General features: G+C 50.4%; 18 protein-coding genes. 5 read left to right on the forward strand and 13 right to left on the reverse strand.

Features of this window, described 5'->3' with window-relative positions; genetic code table 11:
* Positions 1-19 precede the first annotated feature (19 nt).
* The gene (locus IEX02_RS07975; protein WP_188692926.1) at positions 20-865 is read left to right on the forward strand and encodes an HDOD domain-containing protein; all 846 of its coding nucleotides are present in this window, start codon (positions 20-22) and stop codon (positions 863-865) included.
* A gap of 14 nt (positions 866-879) precedes the next feature.
* On the opposite strand, the gene IEX02_RS07980 is transcribed toward IEX02_RS07975, so the two are convergent.
* Positions 880-2,931 carry a sensor domain-containing protein gene (locus IEX02_RS07980; protein WP_188692928.1) on the reverse strand — a complete coding sequence of 684 codons (2,052 nt, stop codon included), beginning with the start codon at positions 2,929-2,931 and terminating at the stop codon, positions 880-882.
* A gap of 293 nt (positions 2,932-3,224) precedes the next feature.
* On the opposite strand from IEX02_RS07980, the gene IEX02_RS07985 reads away from it, so the two are divergent.
* Entirely contained in the window at positions 3,225-3,782 is a 558-nt protein-coding gene (locus IEX02_RS07985) for an NAD/FAD-utilizing enzyme (protein WP_188692931.1), read from the forward strand.
* Between the two features lie 42 nt (positions 3,783-3,824).
* Here the strand turns inward: IEX02_RS07985 and IEX02_RS07990 are convergent, their stop codons facing one another.
* The 10 genes from IEX02_RS07990 to IEX02_RS08035 all read right to left on the reverse strand — a co-directional run bounded on the left by IEX02_RS07990 (position 3,825) and on the right by IEX02_RS08035 (position 18,545).
* Entirely contained in the window at positions 3,825-4,517 is a 693-nt protein-coding gene (locus tag IEX02_RS07990) for a nucleoside-binding protein (protein ID WP_188692934.1), read from the reverse strand.
* Positions 4,518-4,522: 5 nt separating this feature from the next.
* Positions 4,523-6,466 (reverse strand): methyl-accepting chemotaxis protein, encoded by a 1,944-nt coding sequence (locus IEX02_RS07995; RefSeq protein WP_188692937.1) that lies wholly within the window; start codon positions 6,464-6,466, stop codon positions 4,523-4,525.
* Between the two features lie 222 nt (positions 6,467-6,688).
* Entirely contained in the window at positions 6,689-7,900 is a 1,212-nt protein-coding gene (locus IEX02_RS08000) for a hypothetical protein (protein ID WP_188692940.1), read from the reverse strand.
* 202 nt (positions 7,901-8,102) lie between these two features.
* Complete coding sequence (locus IEX02_RS08005) at positions 8,103-8,840, reverse strand: dienelactone hydrolase family protein (protein ID WP_188692943.1); 738 nt, start codon at positions 8,838-8,840, stop codon at positions 8,103-8,105.
* Between the two features lie 91 nt (positions 8,841-8,931).
* Positions 8,932-10,881, reverse strand: a complete 1,950-nt coding sequence (locus tag IEX02_RS08010) for a class I adenylate cyclase domain-containing protein (RefSeq protein ID WP_188692945.1) — start codon at positions 10,879-10,881, stop codon at positions 8,932-8,934.
* Positions 10,882-11,117: 236 nt separating this feature from the next.
* Positions 11,118-12,458, reverse strand: a complete 1,341-nt coding sequence (locus tag IEX02_RS08015) for a M28 family metallopeptidase (protein ID WP_229702175.1) — start codon at positions 12,456-12,458, stop codon at positions 11,118-11,120.
* Positions 12,459-12,507: 49 nt separating this feature from the next.
* A complete protein-coding gene (locus IEX02_RS08020) occupies positions 12,508-13,791 on the reverse strand; it encodes a M24 family metallopeptidase (RefSeq protein WP_188692950.1) in 1,284 nt (427 codons plus the stop codon).
* A 225-nt stretch (positions 13,792-14,016) separates the two neighbouring features.
* Positions 14,017-16,530 carry an ABC transporter permease gene (locus tag IEX02_RS08025; RefSeq protein ID WP_188692953.1) on the reverse strand — a complete coding sequence of 838 codons (2,514 nt, stop codon included), beginning with the start codon at positions 16,528-16,530 and terminating at the stop codon, positions 14,017-14,019.
* A 16-nt stretch (positions 16,531-16,546) separates the two neighbouring features.
* Positions 16,547-17,227, reverse strand: coding sequence for an ABC transporter ATP-binding protein (locus IEX02_RS08030; protein ID WP_188692956.1), 681 nt, complete (start codon positions 17,225-17,227; stop codon positions 16,547-16,549).
* Between the two features lie 10 nt (positions 17,228-17,237).
* Positions 17,238-18,545 (reverse strand): efflux RND transporter periplasmic adaptor subunit, encoded by a 1,308-nt coding sequence (locus IEX02_RS08035; RefSeq protein ID WP_229702147.1) that lies wholly within the window; start codon positions 18,543-18,545, stop codon positions 17,238-17,240.
* A gap of 184 nt (positions 18,546-18,729) precedes the next feature.
* Here IEX02_RS08035 and IEX02_RS08040 point away from each other — a divergent pair, with 184 nt between their 5' ends.
* The 3 genes from IEX02_RS08040 to IEX02_RS08050 all read left to right on the forward strand — a co-directional run bounded on the left by IEX02_RS08040 (position 18,730) and on the right by IEX02_RS08050 (position 22,264).
* Entirely contained in the window at positions 18,730-20,106 is a 1,377-nt protein-coding gene (locus tag IEX02_RS08040; RefSeq protein WP_188692959.1) for a sigma-54-dependent transcriptional regulator, read from the forward strand.
* Complete coding sequence (locus IEX02_RS08045; RefSeq protein ID WP_188692963.1) at positions 20,096-21,445, forward strand: sensor histidine kinase; 1,350 nt, start codon at positions 20,096-20,098, stop codon at positions 21,443-21,445. The genes IEX02_RS08040 and IEX02_RS08045 overlap by 11 nt, the downstream gene beginning before the upstream one ends.
* A gap of 225 nt (positions 21,446-21,670) precedes the next feature.
* Positions 21,671-22,264: a PEP-CTERM sorting domain-containing protein gene (locus IEX02_RS08050; RefSeq protein ID WP_229702148.1), complete on the forward strand. Its 594-nt coding sequence runs from the start codon at positions 21,671-21,673 to the stop codon at positions 22,262-22,264.
* Between the two features lie 60 nt (positions 22,265-22,324).
* On the opposite strand, the gene IEX02_RS08055 is transcribed toward IEX02_RS08050, so the two are convergent.
* Together IEX02_RS08055 and IEX02_RS08060 are read right to left on the reverse strand one after the other, a co-directional pair.
* Positions 22,325-23,407 carry a DUF2891 domain-containing protein gene (locus IEX02_RS08055; protein WP_188692967.1) on the reverse strand — a complete coding sequence of 361 codons (1,083 nt, stop codon included), beginning with the start codon at positions 23,405-23,407 and terminating at the stop codon, positions 22,325-22,327.
* Between the two features lie 175 nt (positions 23,408-23,582).
* Positions 23,583-24,815, reverse strand: coding sequence for an efflux RND transporter periplasmic adaptor subunit (locus tag IEX02_RS08060; RefSeq protein WP_188692970.1), 1,233 nt, complete (start codon positions 24,813-24,815; stop codon positions 23,583-23,585).
* Between the last annotated feature and the right edge of the window lie 5 nt (positions 24,816-24,820).

Below are 24,820 nucleotides of genomic sequence, written 5' to 3' on the forward strand. Positions count from 1 at the left end.
GAAAAGGACCTGCTATCTTATGCAAGCCACTGATTACGCTATGGCCGTCACCGATTCATTTGCCTTGCCGGACGCCTGTACGCGTATAAAGGAGCTGCTGGAGGACCCCAGCTCGACTGCTGCTGACATTGCCGATGTGGTGTCATTGGACCCATCCCTGAGCACTAAGCTGCTCAAGCTGGCCAACAGTGCACTTTACAATTTTAATGCTGAGATAAGCACTATCAGCCGGGCAGTCAGTGCCATAGGCGCGAAAGCCTTGTATAGCCTGGTTATGACAGAAACTGCGCGCAGCGCCTTTAAGCATTTTGAAAATAACGCCGTTAATCTTGAACGTTTCTGGCAGCAGAGTGTTTACGCCGGGCTGATTGCTAAACACCTGGCAATAGACACCGGCCAGAAGGACACAGAACGCTTTTTCTTACTTGGCTTACTGCATAACTTCGGCGAGCTGGCGGTGGCAAACCGCTCACCAGAGCTGGCGTCTCAGTGCGAGCAAAGTGAAGGCACACAAATCCCCTGGGAGAAACAAAAGCAGTTGTTGGGTTTCACTTACGCCGAATGCAGCGCCCAGATTTTGATGCTGTGGAATTTGCCTTCAAGCCTGTTTACACCGATTGCCAATCAGCACAATGAATCCCTGGCACTGAAGCAAACCGATATTGCCATTCTCTATCTGGCCGTGCGATTGGCCTTACAATGTGCAATACCCGGTGCGAAGGAGAGCGTCCACTTAGTCAGCGCAGAGATTATCAACAGCCTCAAGCTCAGCGAAGCCGAGCTGGAAAGCGTGATCCTAAGCAGCAAAGTAGAGTCTTATAAAATCCTGAGTATTATGAACCCTGAGCTGTTTGCCAGTCCTTAAAAACCGGTTTGCCGCTAGGCCGTTGGCAGGGTTTTCTCTATTTCTTCGTAGCTTACCGGTTTGGCAAACAAGTATCCTTGCCCCAAATCGCAGCCCATTTTCCATAAAATATCGCGTTGACGCTGTGTTTCAATGCCTTCGGCCAGCACCCGCATGCCCACAGCATCAGCCATGGCGATCATGGCATTAACCAGACCATAATTTTTAGGATGTTCAATATCCTTGATAAAAACCCGGTCTATCTTCAACAGCTGAACCGGCAGATCTTTCAGGTACCCCAATGACGAGTAGCCGGTACCAAAATCATCAATGGCAATGCTGACACCGTGACGCTTAAACAACTGCATGTTGTCCATGATGACCTGAGAGTTGCCCATTGCCACTCCCTCGGTAATTTCCAACTCAATGCAATTCATTGGCAAATCAAGCTCTGCGGTCATTCGCTCAACCTGATTAAATAACCCCGGCAACGAAAAGTGTGCGGCAGTAATATTTACCGCGATAGGCTTAACCAAATACCCGGCCTTACGCCATGCGGCTATCTGCTGCAGCACATTGGATAACACCCAAAGATCCAGTTCAATGCCCAGGTTTACCTTCTCAGCAATGGCCACGAACACTTGCGGACTAACGGTTCCCAATTCCGGATCATGCCAGCGAATCAAGGCTTCGTAGCCATCCAGACTCATATCGTCCAGGTTATATTTAGCTTGCAGCACTACCTCGAACAGGTTCATATCCAGTGCCCGGCGTATACCTTGTTCGATTTCCAGGCGCATGGTCAGTTGCTGATGGATATCTTGATGGTAAACTCGCACTGGATGATGGCTGGCCTTGGCTTCGAACATGGCCGATTCAGCCTGACGAATCAGCACGGGGAGTTCGGTGGCCCCTTCACCATAAAAGCTGATCCCTACCACTGCCGATAGCACCAGCTTCTCTCCGGCCAGGAAGTATGGTTCGATAATGCTATGAAGCAGCGTATCTGCTAATGGCAGCGCTTCAGCTTTATCATTTATAGGCACAACCAAAAGAAAATCGTCAGCACCAGGTCGACAAATCAGGCTGTCTGCCGGCATACAGGATTTAATCCGCTGCGCCGCTTCAATCAGCATCAGATCGCCAACGTCTTGCCCGTATTTCTCATTGATCAGACGAAAACGATAACTGTCGGTGAAAAACACCGCATAATCTTTGCTGCTATCAACACTACGGGCAAATGCCCGGTTCAGGCCATCTTTGTTGAAAAAACCCGTCAGGCTATCGTATTCAGCTAAGAATTTGGCATGTTGCTTTGCTTTGACCTGCTCGGTGATATTGTTACCGATAACCTGTATTTCATAGTGAAACTCGGAGCTGGCAGGCAGGGTACGGAATGTCCAGTCAATGATATGTGTACCGCCCTGTTGGTCCAACACAGCACAGGACAAACTCAAGCTGGCCTCATCTTGCTCAGCCCGCAGACGGGTCAGGATCGACTCCACCTTGTGTCGGTCATCCTCATGAATAAACTCCAGCAAGGAAATCCCCAACACCTCGGATTCCTGATACCCCAATTGTTCACAGAACGCATTATTAACAAAGCTAAGCCGCAGACTACTGCTTAGCCGGCAGATAAACTCCCGCTGGTACTGGATAATATCTTTATAGCGCCGTTCGGCCGAACTGAGTTGTTCCAGCAGGCCTTTAAATTCGCTTAGGTCGTGGCAAATACCAACAAACAAACGGCCTTCTTGGGTATGTGCCTCTCCGACACTTAAATGCATGGGGAAGGTGCTGCCATCTTTGCGACGGCCAATCACATCACGGCCAATACCAATAACTTTAGGTCGCCCCGTACTGGTGTAGTTATGAAGGTAACCGTCATGGGCGCGGGCTTCTTTGGCAGGCATCAGCATTTTAACGTTCTGTCCCAGCACTTCAGTACTGTCAAAACCAAATAAACGCTCAGCCGATGCGGAAAAATACCTGACCAAACCGGTCTCATCGATGATGATGATAGCGTCTACAGCAGCGTCGGTAATCGCCTGCTGAATCGCATCAAATTTTAGCTCCAGGTTGGCCAAGAGTCCTCCAATTGCCTCATCCGTCAATTCCCGATATCAACTATCGGTAAAGCCAATAATTATACCCATACAAAAACCGTGGTTAAGAGTAGCTTGCGACGGGCGAAGCCATTAGCACGGCGAGATGTTAGCGGCAGTCTGGATTTAGTTCAACCCACTCTTTAATTGCATCCCGCAGCGCCTTTTTTCCCAATGACTATACTTGACTCAACCAAGGGTATTGCAAGGTTGTCGTCAGTTAACCGGTCTTAATAAAGCAATACTAGTTGGTTCTAACAGAAAAGGAGCGGGAGATGTTAAGACACTACTATTTAAGTGACGACTTACGTGACTTGTCAGTGGTTGAGCGAGAGATGCTTGCTCTTGGCGTCAGTAAACCCCATTTTCATGTACTAAGTGACAAAGATGCCGAGGTAGAACAACACCACCTCAACGCCATCGAGTCGGTTTTGAAACGAGATGTGGTGCACGCCACCGAGACGGGTGCCCTGATAGGTATCCTGGCAGCCGCCTTGATACTGGGGTTGGCGTATTGGCTGGATTGGACCAATACCGCCGCGGGCTGGCTGCCCTTTGTATTTTTATCTGTAATGGTACTGGGATTTTGCACCTGGGAGGGTGGATTAATAGGAATTCAGGTGCCCAACCGCCGCTTTCGTCGCTTTAAAAGATTACTTAAAGCCGGTAAGCATGTGTTGTTTGTCGACCTTGACCCCGAACAAGAGCCTCTGGTTGGCGCCGTAGTGGCGCACCATCCCAAATTAAAATTGGTCGGTATAGGCCATACCGCGCCCAGATGGCTGGTGAAAGGTCAGGAAAAATTTAATCAGTTTATGAAAACCATGCCTTAGTATGCCTCAGCGGGAGCTCTGACTCCCGCTGTTATCTTTACCTTAGAAGTGCCATTTCACCAACAGGTTGGCATTGCGCTCATCAACCCCTTGGATGCCATATTTATTGTTCCAGTACACATATTCCATACCAAGATACAACGGCGATTTTAGCCCTATATGAGGTGACAGGTTCCATTTCAACTGCGATGTCCAATTCATATTGGCCGCTGTGCCCTGCTCACCAATAGCAGAACTCCAATCCAGAAATCCATCAAACACCCATTGAGTGGATGCCAACGCAAAGGGGACTGCCCAGGTAATAGTGGTTTGCCAGTTGTCCTTGCCGCTATCGTTGTTACGGCGATAGAAATCTACATTCAGGTAGTCAAAACCGGCAGGCTGAAAGCCCATGCCAGCGCCATACAAATAGTGGGTAAAACCATCGCCAATCTCCATAGTGGCAGCCGCCGAGATGTTTTTAATCCAGCTTTGCTGGTCAAACTCATACAGTGTCACTTTTGGTGAGAACTCGCCATAGGTTTCCTTATCACCATTGTCTGAATGCAGCCGGTCCACGAACATAAAGACCCCGCCCCAGCTGGTGCCGGCGACATATTCAAAGGTAGCGACCTGGCGATCCGGATCCCCCACTTCATACTGACTACCATTAAGGTAAGTCAGGCTAAAATCCGACCACAGCACCTCGGCTTGCGCGGGCAGCGCCAACAGGCTCATATAGATTAATTTTTTCATCGTCGTTACACCTTGAATTGACTGACAATTTCGCGCATATGCTGGGCCCGTGCAGTCAAGGTGTCAATCTCCTGCAACTGACTTTCTGCACTTGCATGGATATTGTTAGCCATGGTGGCAATGGTCTGTGCCGATTCATTGATATGGTCTACCACCGATGTCTGCTCCTCGGTGGCAGCTGCAACCTGATGATTACCGTCACTGATGCTGTCAAAGCGGGTACGGATACCGGTCAAGGAAGCAGAGGCCGACTCGGCACTGTCAGCCAACTCCAGGCTACTTTGCGCGCCGGTTTTGATAGTGCGCAGACTGGCTGACGCCGCACTTTGCAGTTGTTCTATCTGGGTACGTATTTCTTTGGTGGAATCCTGAGTGCGACTCGCCAAGGTGCGTACCTCGTCTGCCACCACGGCAAAACCACGCCCCTGCTCACCGGCCCTTGCGGCCTCAATGGCCGCATTCAGCGCCAGTAAATTGGTTTGCTCAGAAATACTGCTAATCACATCCACAACAGAGTTAATCGCTTCGGCCTGCCCGGCCAGCTCGGTAATAGATGCCTCACTTTGCTTCATGGCCCCGGCCAGCTCGTTCATCGTGGTCGCCAAGCGCAGCATGACATCATTAGTTTCGTGCGTGTCTTTAACGGCACTGGTGGTTTCGGTGGCAGTCTTATGCGCGATTGAAGATACCTCACCGATAGTTTGTCCCATTTCGGTAATGGCCGTTGCAACCATCTCTGTTTGGCGGCGCTGATCTTCGGAATATTCCACCGACTGCAAGGAGGTGTTTTTCAGATTACCCACCCCGGCATTGATGGCGGTTTCCGCATCTTTAATCTCACGCACCAGGTCAGAAAATTTAGCCAGAATCGCATTAAAGCCTCTGGCAAGGTAGCCAAGTTCATTATCGGTACTGGCATCCAAACGCTGGGTAAGGTCGCCACCTGAGGCGGACATATTAAGTAACTTGTCCCCTACCTGGCTGATTGCTCCGCTCACCCGGTTAGCGATATACAATGACAGCGCAATAAACACAGCAGCTAAGACCACGGCCGTAAGTACAGAAAGCTGCACTACGCCATTTACCTTGTCACTGATCTCGGCTTTAGGTAATACAGTAACTAGCTTCCAGCCCACATCACTAAGATCAGAAGTAGCGATGTAAACAGACTCGCCGGCTACCTCACCATCAAACAAGTTGAACTCTCCTGCGCTTGCACCAATTAGCGCTGCCACCTCAGAGTAGGTCGACAATTGATTCAAAGGCTTATTGAGCATGTTAGGTTCCCGGTGCGCGGCAATATTACCCTCGCTGTCCAGCAGGAACATATAGCCGGTTTCACCCACTTTATGTTCCTGAACCATTTGGATAATGGCAGAAACATCGTAGCCAAGTCCCGCCACACCCAACACTTGTCCATCCGGACCTTTGGCGAGCACATTAACAAACACGGTCAAACTTTTAGTGACTTCATCAATATCCAAACTCAGCGTGGTGTTCTGATTCCCCCGTACAAAATCATAAAACCATGCATCACGGGAAACCTGCTGAGATACCTGCTTGAATAACCCGTCTTGGTTGTAATAGTTATTACTGGGTTTAGATACCCAAAATACCGACGCAGCCCCATAGTCACGAATAAAACGCTGGGCATACTGCACAAAGTCAGGAGTTTTAGCAGGATCCTCACCAGTTAAGATCCACTGTTGAATATAAGCGTTTTGCGCAATGCTTTGTGAAAACGCGATCGGTGCCTGCAGTTCTGCTCTTATTTGCGCCTTGGCACGTTCAGTTACGTTAGGAAGGTGTTCATTCTCCGTCACTTCATAGAACATGCTGGAGAATTGCCGAATATTGATAAACGAGCTAATCAGTATGGTCAGAAATAACGCCAATACCATGGCACCGGCAAGTAATGTCTTTAGCCTGAAATCATCTAGTTTTATCATTCTCTTAACTGCCTAAGGTGAAGGTATATCCAGCTTAGACGAGAAACAGGGCAAGGCATAGAACATTAGGTTTAACTGCACAAGCTTTATACAGCCTGCTGTCACCTGTATAACGGAACGGTGCCGGTAAGTAATGTATTTTTTGTCATCAAGCCCTGCTGATTAAGCGCCCTTGGATGTAACCAAAGGTGATTCATCTATGCTTGAAAGTATCTGCATCCCTTAGGTGTAAAGGGTATTTTTTTGCAAACCCATTTTCATCATGATTCGTCTGAACCAGCCAACGGATTTTGCTGCTGCCCCATCACTCTGATCAATGCCGCCCTTGTTCAGTATGGTCAGACAATTACTCACCAAATTGTCCTGAGATGCAAACTTGATGGGGTAGCTCTTGGCGTATTTGTTCCCTGCGGCTTTTAACTTGCCAAAGTCTGCGTAGCCTTTTTGCAGGACATTCTTGTCTATGTCATTACCGTCCGGCCCCAGTGAGGTCAAAAAGCCGAAATAGCTGCCAGTCAAGGTACTGCTGATGCAATGAGATGCCACTATAGGTAATGCATCAAGGCAGGGAGAAAACCACTGTACAAAAGCCTGCTGACTGAAGATTACCTTATCGTTGCTATCGAACTTATCTTTGCAATCAACAAAAAATGTTTTTAGTGCAAAGCGGTCACGATAATTTCTGTACAGATCCAGAATATAGGCAATAAAGCCTTTCACCGCATCCACCACACCACTGACGGCTAACGAAGCCCCCCCTGTCACTGTTGTCACAATGCCTTTGGCAATACTGTAAGCCGACTGAGCAAAAGCCACAGCGGCATCTGCTGATAATTGTTTATGTAAGGACTGAATCAGTAGCGTAGGAGAGCCAGCCCTTAGTACGCCATACACCGCCTGCGTATTTATCACCAGCCAGGCCTTTTTTACGCCCTCAGCAAAACTGGTGGCAAACTTTTTAACATCCCCCAGAACAGGCAGCCCCATATCTCCCAGGCTTGATATCATGCCTTTGGCGATATCTGCCAATGGAATGCCACTGGCCGCTTGCGCTGCCGCCTCTTTCAGCCAAGCTGGAGCCGCGGCATCGGTGCTAGCCAAAGTGTCTTGCAAGGTGCTGCGAATGGTTTCCATCGCATCGGCGTTACGTCCCCAATCCTGTCGCTGTGCCTCTTGAATAGACTTAACCACTTTTGAAGCGTCACTGATACCTTGCAGACCACTTTTGGCGGCTCCCTGCATATCGGCAGCAATCTGCAGATGACCGAAGTAGAACAGGATGCCTTTTCTGAAATTGGCAGCGGGGGGAAGCTGCTCTTGACTGTTTCGCTGACTCGAAGCCATACCCGGCAGTTGTATACGTCCATAAGAAGCATATCCGCCTTTACCAAACTGGTAGCCATTTTTACCTATAGTTGCCGTAGACAAGCCCATGTAAGCTCTCCCTGTTGAAGGTTCCGTTTGATTAGCCGTTGGAAAGCCGCATTGACCAGACGACAATTATGATTGCGTACAGCTTGCGTATAGAGACGCGCGCAGAAAGGTTACTCAATGGTTTAACACAGAATCCCTGGCTGTCAAGAAATGTGGGTTAAGCGAGGAGCCCCGGCTCTAATAGCTGGGGCCATCAACCAACTTAGCGCAGCGTGCGCTGAAAAAGCGCCACCGCTTGTTGGTACATTGTGAGGGCTAAGGCCGGATCATAACGGTCGCCTTCATCGCGCATAAAGGCATGCTGAGCATTAACCTCCTGCCACTGATAGTTAATACCGCTGGCCTGTAGCGCTTGATAGATTTTCAGTCGCCCTTCTGCAGGCACATGCGGATCCTGACGCCCCCAGATAAAATGAATTTCACCTTGAATATCCGCCATTCGCGCAAAAGACTGATTACCGGGCTGTGCAGGCAGTGTATCGCTATGAATATCGGTGGCATACAGGCAAAACGCCGACTTAATACTGGCATTGAGTGCCGCCCGGTAAGCCAGATGCCCACCAATACACACCCCCATCGCTCCTACATTACCATTGCAGTAACTTTGCTCCTGCACAAAGTCCACCATGGCCTGGGTATCAGTATCATGAGCTTCCAGAGGTTTGGTCCATTTATCCTGATTGCCCTTATCTTTGCCCACATCATCATAGGCTAATACCGTTCCTATGGGGTTAAGTTCATGAAACACTTCGGGCACCAGCACAACGAACCCATGCCCTGCCAGTATGGCCGCAGTGCGTGCGATGGGGGCTGTTTGCTGGAAAATCTCAGAGTAAAAAATAATGGCCGGAAACCGACCTTGTTGCTGAGGTCGGTAGATGCTAGTACGCATCAAGCCAGTGGGCGTTGACAAGTCATGGCTGTGCTGCTGAATAATCATAGCGTTCCCTTCACTGAAAAGGCCCATGGTAGCGATAGCTCAGCAGCCTTTCCAGTTTGAAATAATGCACAGCTAAGTGGACGCGCTGAGGCTAAAGGATATGACGGAATTCCAAGCCGGTTCGCATAATAAAATTGTCATACAAACGCTGCTTATGGGAACCGTCCGGCACTAGCACGTGCGCACGACTAACCAGCTCACCATTGCTCATTTCCAACCGTAGCGGCTCAAGTGCTTGCATGCCTGAAAGGGAATAAAGCTCGCCCCAGCTATTCGAATATATCACTCTGACGGTATCCACTTCAGGCTTTAATCGACGGCTTTCAAAATTCAGTACCACCAGGCAGCTAGTTACTTTGGCCGGTGATAACAACGCCTGACGAGACAGTTCGGCAACCCGCACCGGCGGAAATAGTTCTTCAGCCTTAGCGACCAGTTTATACAGATCTTCTTCTGTCACCGGCTCTGTATGGTAATCAAGCTGAATGCGGGTCTGACTGTCCATAATACGGTTCCACACCGCCCAAATAATAAGATCAATGGGGCTGTGGCTGGACTTTAAGTGTTCATTGCGTAGGCTATCTGCCTTGGCGGAAATTTGATCCCCAGCATACATAGACCAAGTGCGCTTTAGCATAGTATCTGGGTCGGCCTTAATGGTTACCGTGCGACAGTACAACTCATCATCAAATACGCTGCGCAGGTATTCGACCTTATGGGCCTTCTTCGAATAAAAGGTGTCCAGCTTACGTCCTATTACCGTCATATCTTCCTGACTGACAAGCTGTACTTGCCCGGCAATGCGACTCGACATACGGCGGTAACATTGAATCAGGAAGGCATGCACCTGACGACTAAGCTGTGACTTCTCGCTGAAATTCCAGCTGGCAATATTGTCGATTTTTCGCAGCTTATCGGCGCTCCATCCCCATTCCCACACATAACGGCTGATCAGATCCCGTTTAAAACTATGGTAATTATCACCGGTTTCCCGGCTCAAGGCGCAACCGCATTTCAGATACAAGCTTAGCTGTAGCAACGGCACGACCTGTAAATTATCCTGCTGCTGATAATGGGTGATCAACTCGTCAAACATTAACGCATAAGGGTCCACATAATCCTGATGGGCCAAGGGGTTAGCCCCGGTGTGAACACACTTTTTCAATAAATTACACAGGGGCTGCTTGTGTTTGATGTTCTCCAGGAACACTTCCAGCTTGGCCATTTTCAGCACAGATTTAAATGGCGAGTCCATCCCTTTGACTATCTGCCAGATAGCCGCACCGAACAATTCTCGGGAGTCCATATCCTGCAAATTACCAAAATCCATAAAGAGCTTGGGGTCAGGCGGCTCACCCGGCTTAAGGCTTTTCATCAGATCCTGATATTGCCTGTCATTGACCTTGTCGGGCATCAACCACCAAAAAGGCAGTTTGCCAGCCACCACCAGGTTAGTGGTATAAAACTCGGCTTTTAAAAAGACCGCCTGCGCTGAGCCGGAGCTTTCACCGTCTGCTTCGCCAAAATCGTTGCGTCGCACTTTGTCGATATCCGATAGGAAAAAATGCACTTCCATATCGTGGTCAGCGGCCCATTGCTCAACCAAGCACAATTTTTGCTGTAACAACTTGCGGCTCTTGGGTTTGACCACCTTGGGATCAATACACACCCAATAGTCAAAATCAGAATCCTCAGACTGGGCAATAGTGCCGACACTGCCCATCAGTACCAGTGAGTCAATCAAGCGCTGCTTTGGCCACAATTGCCGAATATCATCGATAAGTAATTGATGCTGAGGGAAAATAGTCAACAATGACGCGGTTACCGCATCGCGCAGAGAATAATTATTCAGACCGAAGGCCACCGCCTCGTCCTCAACAAAACCAGGAAAGGCCGGATGATTAATATGTAGAAGAAACGGCAGCACATGAAAGATCGGACGTTTGTCTTCTGGCAATAAGGCCAACGCCCGCTCATGCCGGGCTTTGTTATAGCGCAGAACCCGTAACAGCCGAATGGCTAAGTTTTGTTGTATATTCATCGAAACAGTGAAACAGCTTATAACTCAGGGGCAAAAGACTTTCGGCTACAGCTGGCTTCACGAAAGGCTGTTTGTACCTTCTCAGACTAGCAGGGTTTTATGGCCCAGCCTACTGAATAATGCGCTGAACCTATTGATTTTGCCTCGTAAACTGATACTTGCTGTCACAACTAATGCCAAGCAAATAGGGTTGGGCGGCTATCTGCCTTAAGCCGCCACAACCTTAAAGTCAGACGTTATTCGCCAAAGGCCCCGGCCACACCAGGAAACACCACAGGGCTTTCCAGGCCATTATCGGCCACACTGGCGACCCCAAAAAAGTAGTTATCAATCACCACATTTTTCAGGGTAAAGTGGTCAACCTTGCCCACATAACGGCTGAACTGCCATTGTGGCTGGTCGGTGTAGCGCCAGTAAATTTTGTAGCCCTTGATTAAGTCCTGTTCTGCTTTGGCCGCCGGAGCCCAGCTCAGGGTAGTTGAGGCTTGCACAGCCCCTTTGATTTCCACCTTAGCTGGCGGGCTCGGTGCCCAGGCCATACTGGCTAAGCTGACAGCATTGAGTGCCGTCAGCTTTGCGGCGTAAGCAAAGTTCACCCCATCCAGGGTATCCCCGTATACTACGCCCTTCTCGGTGCGCAGATCCTGATGCTGGCGATCATAATGCTCATTGGTTTCCATAATGCGAATCGCCGGGAAACCAGCATCATTAAATGGGCGATGATGACCACCACGGCCAAATCGGTCCAGACGGTAAACCATCATGGTATCCAGATTGGGAATATAGGTATCGGCAATCTTGTCGATATAACGGGCCAGGTTGCGAGAGGGTGAGTCCACTTCGCCACCGGTAAAGCGACGTTTATGCGCCTCTTCGGGGGTTTCCATCACCCGGGTTCCTTCCGAAAACAAACGAGCACTGGTGTTGTTAATCACCCCATTGATACCGGCAATATTGCCAATCATATCGTTATTAAGCACAGCCTTAACCCGCCAGCCGTCTTTAAGCGCCTGTTCGGCCATAATCTTACCGCCAAACAGCCCCTGCTCCTCTCCCGCCAGGGCGGCATAGACCACTGAGCCGTGGAATTGGTATTGACTAAGCACCCGGGCCGCTTCGAGCACCCCGGCCAGGCCGGAGGCATTGTCGTTAGCGCCGGGGGCGTCCGATACTGCATCCATCACATCAGAAACCCGTGAGTCAATATCGCCCGACATCACCAGGTAACGGGACGGGTCAGTCTGGCCTTTTTGTACTGCAATCACGCTCACCACTTCAACCGGCTCAGGAATACGCTTTTCGCCCTGAATGGTCTCGGACTGATAATACACCTCAAGACAGCCTCCACACTGGGCAGAAATCTTGTCAAACTCAGCCTTAATCCAGCGTCTGGCGGCGCCTATGCCTCGACTGTCTGACTGAGTGTCAGATAAGGTATGGCGGGTACCAAAACTCACCAACTTGCGAACATCCTGTTCAATACGGGCGGCCGAGACCTGGCCGGCAATGTCATACAGCGCTTGCTCGTCACCGAGCCTGTCGGCGGCAATGGCCGGCATGCCCAGCAGGCACGCCATTATCACTATAGATTTTTGCATGTTCACCTCGTTGTTACCTGTTGTTGTTTTAAGCCACAGGTGGAGCCAGTTTACCAATGGGCGATTCCAGCGAATCGGCGGGCTCGGTAAACCAACGCGGACCGTTTTCGGTCATATAGATACAGTCTTCCAAACGCACCCCAAACTCCCCCGGCAAATAAATGCCAGGTTCGTTAGAAAAACACATGCCGGATTTAAGCAGCGCCGTTTCGCCACGAACAAAGTTCACCGGTTCATGGCCCTGCATACCTATGCCATGCCCGGTGCGGTGCGACAAGCCTGGCAGTTTATAATCCGGTCCCAGGCCTTGCTTAGCGTAATAGGCCCTAACCGCATCATCCACACTTCCGGCCGCTTTACCGGGCTGCGCGGCCGCAAAGGCAACATTTTGTCCTTCACGCACGGTATTCCAAATCTTGCGCACTTTGGCTGAAGGCTCACCGTATACAAAAGTACGACTAATATCCGACTGATAACCATGCACGGCACAGCCGCAATCCATCAACACCACAGAACCTTCTTTCAGCACATGCTGCTGTTTTGTGCCATGAGGATAGGCGCTGGCCTGATCAAACAAGGCCATATTCCAGATACCGCTACCGCCCAGTTTGGTTTGGGCGCCCTGCATCAGCGCTTTTACATCTGCCTGAGTCATGCCTGTTTGCAGGTTTTTCCACACATAGGCATAAGCACTCAGAGTGATTTCGTTAGCCTTGTGCATCAACGTCAGCTCATGGGCCGTTTTATACATACGGCAACCACGGGTAACCGGGTCGGCACTGGTATGGGTAAAATTGCCAAGCAGGCTCATCACACCATCCAATACAAAGTAGCGCACCGACTCTTCAAAACCGATCTGGCCTTTGCTGAGCTTTCTGTCTTTAAGCACCTGCGCCACTAACGCAAAAGGACTCTCATGCTCCTGCCAGACTCTGACATCATTGCCGACATCCAATGATTCACGAATACTGGGCTCTTCAAAAAAAGGACAAATCACCGCAATCTCACCGTCGGCCGGAATCACCACAGCGGTCAAACGCTCACTTCGCCACCATTGAATGCCGGTGAAATAATCCATAGCTGGGCCAGGCTCCAGCACCATGGCCACCATGTTATTGGCCCGCATTAACGTTCTGGCCTTGTCTATCCTGACCATACGCTCTTTGGCACTGATAGGTTGTACGCCTTGGGTAATATCTGACAATACATCCTTTGCCTGCGAAGACGTCTTGGGGGCGGCCATGGATGCAAAAGGTAAGCTGCCTAACACACCTGCGCTTAACTGTAGGAAACGTCGTTTGGAGAGTTGCATTAAATTGACCTGTTTTTGTTATTGCACAGCCCTATCCTAAATCCATTTTCCTCAAATAACACGGCCACTTATCCTAACCATAAGGTTAGCGGTCGGCCTGGCGGAGCGGCCTACCGCCCAACCTGGCCTTAGCCTAAAGCGCAACGCCAGCATAAAGCTGGCGGAATAAGAAAAGGCGTTAAGAACAAGCAAATTTTGTCAATTCAAGGGCGTACTCACGCCCCTTTATTCATGCCTTAAAGCAAAGATAGGATTGGCCCTGGCCACCTTGGCAGCATTACCTCCTACCGTCAGCCAGGCAATGCATACCGATGCCAGCATGGCCAGCAGGCAGATTGGCAGCAACCACCAACTATCGATACGATTCACAAAGGCCTGCAGCCAATTTAGCATCAACCATATGGATAGAGGCCAGGCAATCAGATTGGCCAGCATAATCGGCCGCGAGAACTGCCACACCAGCAACCACATAATTTGTCTGACACTGGCCCCCATCACCTTGCGGATACCGATTTCCCGGGTTTTACGTTCGGCGGTAAAGGCTGCCAGGCCATACAATCCAAGACAAGCGACCAACACCGCCAGCAGTGAAAACAGGGTAAATAACTGCATCTGCACCTTTTCGCTCTGATACTGCGCGGCCAGCATATCGGATAAATATTGTGTATCTATGGGCTGCATTGGCACCACCTGCTTCCATACCCGCTCGATCTCGGTCATTACACGGCTGACATCCCCCTGGCTGTAAGTAATAGTCGCCACATTAAAACGCGCTGGGTTCAAGGTATACAGGCTAGGGCGGATGGCAAACTTAACCGAACGGAAATAGATATCCGGGATAACCCCCACCACGGTCAGGTGGTTCAAGCCATCGCCACTGGCCTTGACTTGCAAGGTTTTGCCAATGGCCTCCTGTGGTGAACTGAAACCCAGTCTGCGCACCGCCCCTTCGTTAAGAATGGCACTAGCCTGAGTAATCTGCCCTTCCTGTGCGGGTGTCAGAGTGTCTGCACCATAGGCCTTATCAAATAAACGACCTGCCAAAGGCTGAATCTGATAAGCCTCGAAAAAACCATAATCCATATTGTGGTAGTTAAGCAGCTCTTCTACCGGTTTATCTCCCTCATTACTGCCCAGCAGGGTCACAAAGTGATTGTTTTCATTATCCTGGGTAGGGGCTTCTGAGGAATACACAACCGACTGCACGCCAGCAATGGCCTGCCATTGCTGCTGTAGGCTATCCAGACTATCGCGGGCCGCCCGGATATTCACCACCAGTTTGCGCTCGGTGCTATAACCAAGATCAAGAGTATTGGCGTGGCGGGTTTGCATATACACCACAGTCGTGCACACCAACAAGGTCACCGATACCGCAAACTGGAAGACCACCAGCGCGTGGCGCAGTTTCACCGAGCCACGGCTTTCATTGCTTTTGCTGGCCTTGAGAATTTGCCCGGGCAAATAGCCGGACAACACCAAGGCGGGATAACTGCCGGCAATCAGCCCCACCAACAAACCCAATCCGAGTAAAGTAAACAGGAGGCTTGGTTCACTGAAGAGGCGAAACTGGATCGCCTTGCCAAGTATTTGGTTGTACCAAGGTAACACCAGTTCCACAGCCACCAGCGCAAATAACAGCGCAATCATCACCAGGCCAATGGCTTCCAGCAAAAACTGTATGGCAACCTGTCCTCTGCTGGCCCCCAATACCTTACGCATCGCCACTTCTTTGGCGCGCTGCCCGGCTCTGGCGGTAGCCAGGTTCATAAAATTAATACAAGCGATAACCAAAATAAGCACGGCAACCAAACTGAAGGTCGCCACCAAATTACGGTTACCCATAGGCGTCAGGTCGCCCATATTGCCAGCGTCTTTATGGGCATCAAGGTGCAAGTCCGCCAGTTTCATCAGCTTGTGTTTCATGGTGTCGGAAATCTTTGTTTCGCTCTCCATCAAGCTGGCATTTTGTTTGGCAAACTCCAGAAACGGACTTTCATTATCCACCCACCAGGTCAGGCGCTGCTGAGCCTGCTCAAGGGAAACGCCGGGGCGCAACTTAAAGTAGGTATACACATTCACACTGGTCCAGGTATCCAGTACCCAGGGAAACTGGGAGAAGAACTCTGGGTCCATGTATACCAAGAGATCCAAACGCATATGGGAATTATCCGGTAAGTCTTCAATAACACCACTGACTGTCAGTTCAACCGGTTGCTCATTCAAACAACATAAGGTTAGAGTTTTACCTACCACCTCAGTATCGCCAAAGTACTTTAATGCCATTGCCCGGCTGATCACCAAATCATTGGGTTTAGTAAAACTGCTTTGTGCACTGCCATCTACAAAGGGCAGATTCAGTACATTGAAAAAGCTACTGTCGGCAAAGGCCACTTGCTCAGCATAGGCCTCACCATGTTGTTGAATGGTGGTTCCCCAGAACACCATCCTGGTACCGTCTTCAATTTCCGCACTAAGGTAATCCCGCACCGCTGGCATCATCCGCCCAGCGCTGCGCACGGTCAGAAAGGGGGCCCGGCCAGGGGATTCATAGGCGGTATGCAACCGCACGACTTGCTCATGGTCTGGCACCCATTGGTCGTAGCCGCTTTCCGACTGAACATACAGCATAATCAGAATACAACTGGCCAGGCCGAGGGCCAGCCCAACAATATTGATGGCCGAGAACACCCGGTTTTTGAGTAAGTTGCGCCAGGCGGTCAAAAAGTAATTCACAAACATGTTCTACTCCTTGGCCTCAGGCAGCCTTGACGTCTTCGGTCACCACCTGACCGTCGAACAGGTTGATGGTGCGCCGTGCATAATCAGCATGAGCCGGACTGTGGGTTACCATAACGATGGTCGTGCCTTCGTCATTTAAACTTTGCAACATGGCCATCACTTCCTGGCCATGGGCGCTGTCCAGATTTCCGGTCGGTTCATCGGCCAGTATCATGGACTGCCCCCCCACCACGGCCCTGGCCACCGCAACCCGCTGCTGTTGCCCACCGGACAATTGACTGGGCAAGTGGTTGGCGCGATGAGCAATCCCCACCTTATCCATCACATCGCTAACACGGCGACGTCGCTCAGCTACCGGCACATCATGATAAAGCAGCGCCAGTTCGATATTGTCTCTGACACTGAGCTCATCGATCAGATTAAAATTCTGGAAAATAAAACCTATGTGATGCTTACGAATGGTGGCCAACTGGGCTTCTTTATAACCCGCTACATTTTCGTTATTAAACCAATACTCACCGCTACTGGGGTTATCCAGCATACCGATGATATTCAGTAAGGTAGATTTACCGCACCCACTTGGACCCATGATGGCCACAAATTCACCGGCCTCGATATGAATATTGACCTTATTGAGTGCCAGGGTTTCCACGTCGTCTGACAGGTAATGGCGGCTGAGATTCGTTAATTTCAACATGGCAAAGTCCTTAATTGTTTATGTTCAGTTGCTGAATATCCCGGTACTGGCTGTAAGAACTGGTTACCACCCGCTCTCCCTCGCTCAATCCGTCCAGCACTTCGATGAAGTTGTTGTTGCGGCGTCCCATACGAACATTGCGTCGCTCGGCTTGCGTACCGTCTTCTTTCAATACAAAAACCCAGTTACCGCCGGTTTCCTGATAGAACGCACCGTTAGGAATCAATAGCGCCTGACTGGCATCGCCTAAGGTAAGCTTAAGTTGCATGGTCTGGCCGCGGCGGATCGCCGCCGGTTGCTGCCCGACAAAACTCAAGTCCACCTCAAACTGGCCATTGCTGACCTGCGGATAAATCTTGCTGATTTGCAACTGATAGCCGTCTACCTGAGCGTTTTGCCCTGGCGCCACCCGGCTAAGATAAAATTCATCAATCTGTGCGGTAAGTTTGTAATCATCCGGTGTGTCTATTTGCCCCAGACGCTCACCCCGCCCAATACTCTGCCCCACTTCCACATCAAAACCAGACAACTTACCGGCCACCGGGGCGCGCACATTCATATTGGCCAGATTCTGCCTCGACAACTCCAGGTTATGCTCCAAACGGGCACCAGAGGTTTTAAGAAAGGCTAACTGCTCTTCCTGCATGCGCGCATCAGACTGCTGACTTTCCCGAGTGAGAAGCAAGCGCTGTTCATACCAACGCAGCGTGTCACGCGTATCATCGTGTTGGGATTGACTGATAGCCTGCGTGTTAAGAAGCTGGGCTTCCCGCTGAAGCTTGCGTTGAAGTAATTTGATTTGATATTCAATGTCGACAATATCGCGTTTATGTTGCAGACGGTTTTGTTCCAAATTCAGCTCAATAGAACGAATATTATTGAGCTGTTCTGCGACCCTGGCTTCATTACCTAATACGCTCAGCTGTAGACTGGCGTTGGACAGTTCAACAATCAATTGCCCGGCCTCTAACATAGCCCCGCCTTCAACCAGAATACGTTCAACCCGCCCCCCTTCAATGGCATCCAGATACAAGGTTTTAGCCGGCGTGACCCGGGCGCGTAGCGGAATAAAATCCTCGTAAGTACCGCGGGTGACACTGGAAACCATTACACGTTCTGGGTTGACGCTAAGGGTTTTGCCGGAAAAGCCGGGCATAATATAGACCAACAGGCCCACAACCAGTCCGGCTCCACCCCATAACAGCCAGCGTTTCCAGGGCTTAGCTGGCTGACTGACCTTACGGTCCATACCTGCCCCCGACACGGCCTTAGGCGATGTCTGCTTGCTGGCATCTTGTATTGCACTGAGTTTTTGCATCGTTGTCTGCTTTGTTTATGTCGTGATAAAAGCTGATGAGATATAAACAAATCCCGTTCCAATCCGGCAAAGCAATATATTTCAATAAGTTAGACTAATTTCAAAGATGTACCCCCATGTAAAACTGTACGAATTTGAACACCAGGTGTACGCTATTGAACAGTTCTAAGTGAGGAGCAGCGCGGTGCAACAAGAAGGACGAATATTGATCGTCGATGACGATCAAGACATCTTGGTGGCAGGAAAAATGTTGTTAAAACGCCATTTCAGCCAGGTGGATATCTGTAATAGACCGGAACAAATCCCCAGCCTACTGGCCGAACAAAGTTATCACTGCATTTTACTGGACATGAACTTTGGTCCCGGAGAAAGCAACGGCGAACAGGGCTATCGCTGGTTGGAGAAGATCCTTGCTATCGATCCCCAGGCCGTCGTGATTATGATAACAGCACACGGTGATATGGAGGTGGCCGTCGAAGCAATGAAACGGGGCGCTACCGATTTTATCGCCAAACCCTGGCACAACAATAAGGTGTTGGCCACTGTCTCCTCAGCAGTCAAATTATCCAGTTCCCGCACCGAGGCCAATGAGCTGCGCAGCGCCAACAGCCTGCTGGCCGAAGTGACCAGTCAATCAAGTCAGCCCATTATTGCCGGGTCGGCGGCGATGCGACAAGCGCTCAATATGCTCGAGCGAAGCGCTCCCACCGAGGCCAATGTGCTGATACTGGGAGAAAATGGTACAGGCAAAGAACTGATTGCCCGCGCTATTCATGGTCAGAGCCCAAGGCATAATAAGGTATTTATGTCGGTTGACCTGGGCGCGGTGGCAGAAAGCTTGTTTGAAAGCGAGCTTTTTGGGCATCGTAAAGGGGCTTTTACCGGGGCTAACGAGGATCGCACAGGCCGCTTGCTGGCGGCCGACGGCGGCACACTGTTTTTAGATGAAATTGGTAATTTACCTCTGCATTTGCAAGCAAAATTACTGACGGTACTGGCCCAGCGTCAGGTCATTCCCCTTGGCAGTAATCAGGCCAAAGCCTTTGATGTCAGGGTGATTGCCGCCACCAATTTGCCCTTAGCGCAACTACATGACGAGCAGCGTTTTCGCCAGGATCTGTTGTTTCGCCTGAATACTGTTGAAATCCAGCTTCCGCCGCTACGGGAACGCCAACAAGACATTGCCGCTATTGCCGAATATTATCTCAGGCATTATTGCCGTAAGTACCAAAAACAGCAAAAGCAGTTGAGTCCCGATGCCCTGGCGCAATTGCAGACCTACCACTGGCCCGGCAACATCCGTGAACTGCGCCATGCTTTGGAACGCGCAGTTATTCTGAGTGAAAATCATAAGCTCGAAGCCGGGGACTTTCAGTTAAACACGAAAACCCCGCCGCCGCGCCCCGATGCCGATCTGCATAGCTTCAATTTGGAAGAGCTTGAACGGCAAGCGGTTGAAGGCGCCTTGAAAGCCCATCGTTATAATATAAGCCATGCCGCCAAAGCCTTGGGATTAACGCGCGCCGCGTTGTACAGGAGAATGGAAAAGCATGGCCTTTAAACGATTTTCACTGCTCCTGAGCCTGCGTATTACACTAATAGTACTGCTAGCCCTGAGTAGTGCCTGGCTACTGATCACGCCGGGATACCACGCCACCCAAATACTCTTGCTGTTAATGCTGGCTATCGGGGTATGGGAAACCACAAAATTTGTCGGCAAAACCAATGCTGAGCTAAAGCGTTTTTTGGATGCGGTGCGCTATGGTGAATTTACCCAACGTTTTGACTACCACCAGTTTGGCAGTGGATTCGAACAACTTGGTGAAGCTTTCACCGAACTGATGCAGCGTTTCTTGCAGGAGCGCGAGCAACAAGAACAGCAACTGCGGCATTTTAAAGCCATGGTAGAACATGTACCTATACCGTTGATCAGCCTGCATAGCGACGGACGCTTAAGCCAGTGGAATAACAGCGCCCGACGTTTATTTGGCCCAACTCAGGTTAGCAAGGTAGACGACTTACACCAGTTTGGCCCGGAGCTGGCCGAGCATTGGCAAAAGCTGCAACCAGGACAACGCCAGCTATGCAGTTTTGATGCCGATGGCATGCCACAGCAATTGTTGGTCTTTGCTACCGAAATCACCCTGGCCGGTCAGCGTGAAAAGCTGCTCAGTGTATTGGATATCGGCAGTGAACTTGACTCGGCACAATTACAGGCCTGGCAGGATCTGGTGCGGGTACTCACTCATGAAATTATGAACAGCATTACGCCAGTGGCGTCACTGGCCGCCACCGCGGCCGAATTAAGCGATGATTTATCCTCTAAAACCATCGACCTGCCAATAAAACAAGAGCTGGATGATATTCATGACTCCATTGCCACCGTCGCCAGACGCAGCCATAGCCTGATGCAATTTGTCAGTAGCTATCGACGCTTGACCCGCTTACCCGCACCACATCGACAGACCGTGGATCTCGCCACGCTGTTTTCTCAGTTACAGCACATGGCTTGTCAGGATTGGGCAGATAAAGGCTTAGTTCTGCATCAACAGATTCAGCCTGAGGGACTGAGCGTCAATGCGGACCAGCATATGCTGGAGCAAGTATTGCTCAACTTGCTAAAAAACGCTGAACAAGCACTGCAGGAAAAACGCCAAGGCCAGGTTTGGCTAAAGGCGACCACCAACCGACGGGGGCATGTGGTGATCGAGGTTGCCGACGACGGACCAGGTATCAGTGCCGAACAACTGGATAAAATTTTTGTACCCTTTTTCACCACAAAGCGAGACGGTTCCGGTGTCGGGTTAGCCTTAACCCGCCAGGTGATGATTGCCCACGGTGGACAGGTAAAAGCCGTCAATCGTAGCGAAGGGGGCGCTTGTTTTAGCCTGACATTTTAAAGCGTCAGTCATCCCAACAAGCCCCCTCAACAACCGTTTTGACAGGCTGACACGCCGGATAAAATTGCCGTGAATCCACAATTGTCATGTCAGCATTTTTTACACCAACAACAAAAAACCACCCCGAAAACCTTATTAACCTGTTGTATTTATTAAAAATAATCACTTTGGCTCATACATTGCTTAGTCCGCCGCGCATATGATTAACCGTTTATGGAAGTAGCGATGAAGAAAATCATGTTTTTGCTCTCAGTTATTATGCTCGCCAGCCAAGCCCATGCTGCCCTGCTAACCTTTGACAATATCCCTGGGGGTAGCGAACAAAATCGTGTCGATGGCATGCCGGTCTATGAAGGTTTCGTTTTTTCTTCCACGCTAGATTGGATAGACGTCGAAAAATCAGGCTGGAACTTCGGTGCTTATAGCGGTGACTTTGCATTACTTAATAACTATGGTGGTGTAGGTATTGTCACTCAGCAAAATGGCGATTATTTCACTTTTGATGGTTTATGGGCCAAAAGATGGTCTACAGGTAAGGATTCTGGCGGTGCTGACTCACTGTTTGGCACATTACAGGGTTATAAAGATGGCGTTCTGGCCTGGTCAATCAACACAGGTTTAAACGGTAGCTATGAGTATTTTGGTGCGCAAAGCGGCCTGATTGATGAATTACGATTGGATTTTGGCAACTTCTTTTTGGTTGATAACCTGGCCCTAAATCACGGCACCTCAACCCCTGTACCAGAGCCGGCGCCTTTGGCGTTACTGGCTTTGGGTTTGGCCGGTATTGGCTTATTGCGCAGAAGAAAGTCTGCTTAGTTCCGCTTGAATTTACAAAAAAGCCCCTTAACGGGGCTTTTTTATGACTGATAACCAAGGCTAGTTTAATTGCCCGGCCTGCTGCAGCGCATAAACCGCAAAACTACCCAGCCAGTGAGTGCCTTCATAGTTACCATCCACAATAGCGGGTAAAGAATGGTGAACATGGGCATCAGCAATCGGGCGTAAATGGCCGTATTTTTGTGGATACTCCCCCACCAGACCGTACAAACACCAAGCACGGCTGAAGTTCAAACCATCCAGATGCACCAATTTGCCATCAGCACGATCGCTGACCTTAGCGGTTTCCAGCACAAAGTCTTTTTGCCCAAGCTGCGGCAGAAACTTATCCAACCAGGCACTGAAGGCGGTTTTGTCCAACACCTTACGCATCACATCCAACTCCTGAAAACAGGGGGAAAGAAAGTCAAAACCGTTAGGCTCCCAATTCAGGGGGCACTGACTGTCATTGGCAAACCAATCTTTCGCCCGCTGACTTATCAGCGCTTTTAGTTCTTGCTGCTTAAGGGTATCCGCATAGTCATAGGCCAGAGATAAACCAAAGGCGGTATTAGGGTGTTCGCCGGTGCGAATGGGGTAAATCAGTTTAGGTAAGAACTCCAGATACTTGGCCACCATCAGGTCGGTCAACGGCTGTAAGTTTTGCTCCAGCTTGCGGGCTAAAGGGTCATCCCACAGATGTAACTCTTCGGCCAGCTTTAATAGCCAGGCCCAGCCATAAGTACGCTCATAGGTGGAATTTTGCGGCATAAAGAAATACGCCACTTCCGTCTTGATGTTCTCTGCCGAGATATTTTCCAGCAATTTTTGGCGAATTTGCTGCTGATTAGCCAGGTCAGGGAAATGACGCAGCAAATTTATCAGCATCCAATGGCCATGCACGCTGGAGTGCCAGTCGAAGCAGCCGTAAAAAGCCGGGTGCAGCGCCTTAGGCCCTTGCAGATAACTGGCATCGGCCAGCACCTGATTAAGCTTATTGGGGTATTCGGTTTGCATACAATGTAGCGGCATCGCGGCCAACCGGTTGGCTTCCTCCAGCGTCAGGGCTGGGGTTTGAGCACTGGCGGTTTGCCCTAAAAATCCGGCACTTAGTAAGAGTGCACCAGCAAGTTTTTGTCGCATGGAATAATCTGCTTAAGGGAATAAGCAGCTACTATGGCAAAAGGCACAAAGATGAACAAGCCTTGTGCTGGACTGACTACTAACGCCTGGTACAGTATGCGTACAGGGGGCAAACCAACAGAAAAACGCTTCCCCCCTGCGCTCTTGCAGATATACCCCGGCACGTGGGGACGGCTTAGTTAATCCTGCGCGCAACCGCCATGCCGTCAACCAGTTCCGGTCCTGGGTAGAGCACAACAACATCACTTTCGCTCAGGCCATCCAGCAGTTGGGCCCGGGTACCATTGTTATACCCCACACTCACAGGCGCGATACGAGCTTTATCTTTCACGACCTTAAACACCATCCATTGCTCCCCCTGACGGAATAAGGCGCTGGATGGCACAGTTAAGGCATCTTGCTGCTGCCAGAGAACAATCTTTACCTCAACCCGGTAACCATGCCCCAGTTTCTGCCTGGGTTCGCGGGGGCCGGTAAAACGGATCAATGCCAACACCCGCTGCTCCTCCACCCCTAAGGCCGAATATTTGGTGTAGCCCCAGGGCTCAACCCGCACCACTTCGCCCTCAAGCTGCTGCGGCCCGCCCCAACTATCAATTATCACCTGATTACCCGGCTCGACTTTTACCGCGTCGGTGGACAGCAGCTCAACAATGACTTCTAAATCATGGCCTATATCACCGATTTCCATAATGGGCGTACCGGCGCTGAGAATGGTTTCACTCTTTTGCAGTACTTGCAGTACTTGGCCATCAATAGGCGCCTTGATAGCGAAAGGTAAGGCTTGCTCCGGCAAAGGCAGTGACAAACCAGACTGGCCACCATCAAACCCAACCAATCTGGCCCTGGCATTGACCAGCTCAGCTTCTCGTAATGACACCGCCGCCTTGGCCGTATCCAGCGAGGCAGAGGCCGCCCGCAATTGTCGTACGCCCACATCATAGGCTGACTGACTGACGCCGCCGCTGGCGAGCAGCTCTTGCAAGCGCACATGCTCACTGCGCGCCAGTTGCTCATCGGCAAAGGCTTTATTGAGATCCGCCTTGCTCATACGCAGCGCGGCATTAGCGGCGTCCACCGCCGCTCTGGCTTGTTCCAGGGTACGAATATCCAAGAGTGCAGGATCCAGAGGCAAAATATGGGCGATAACGCTTTTTTCGGCTTCCACTTTATCTCCCGGCTCAGCTTCAACCCTTAGCAAACGCCCAGTTACCGGCGCCGATACCGCATATGCGTCGTGCACGCGGGTGCGCCCTTCTTCGTTAATAGTAATGCGCAGGGCTTCGCGGCTGACCTTACCCATATCAACCGGCACGGCTTGGGGCCAGAAGGCCGTCGCCAACAATAAACTCACCACCAGCAACGCCGCCCAACTCAACCAGTGGCGCGATCCTCTTTTTGTTGTCATCCTGA

Source organism: Bowmanella pacifica (assembly GCF_014645355.1).
Taxonomy (GTDB): domain Bacteria; phylum Pseudomonadota; class Gammaproteobacteria; order Enterobacterales; family Alteromonadaceae; genus Bowmanella; species Bowmanella pacifica.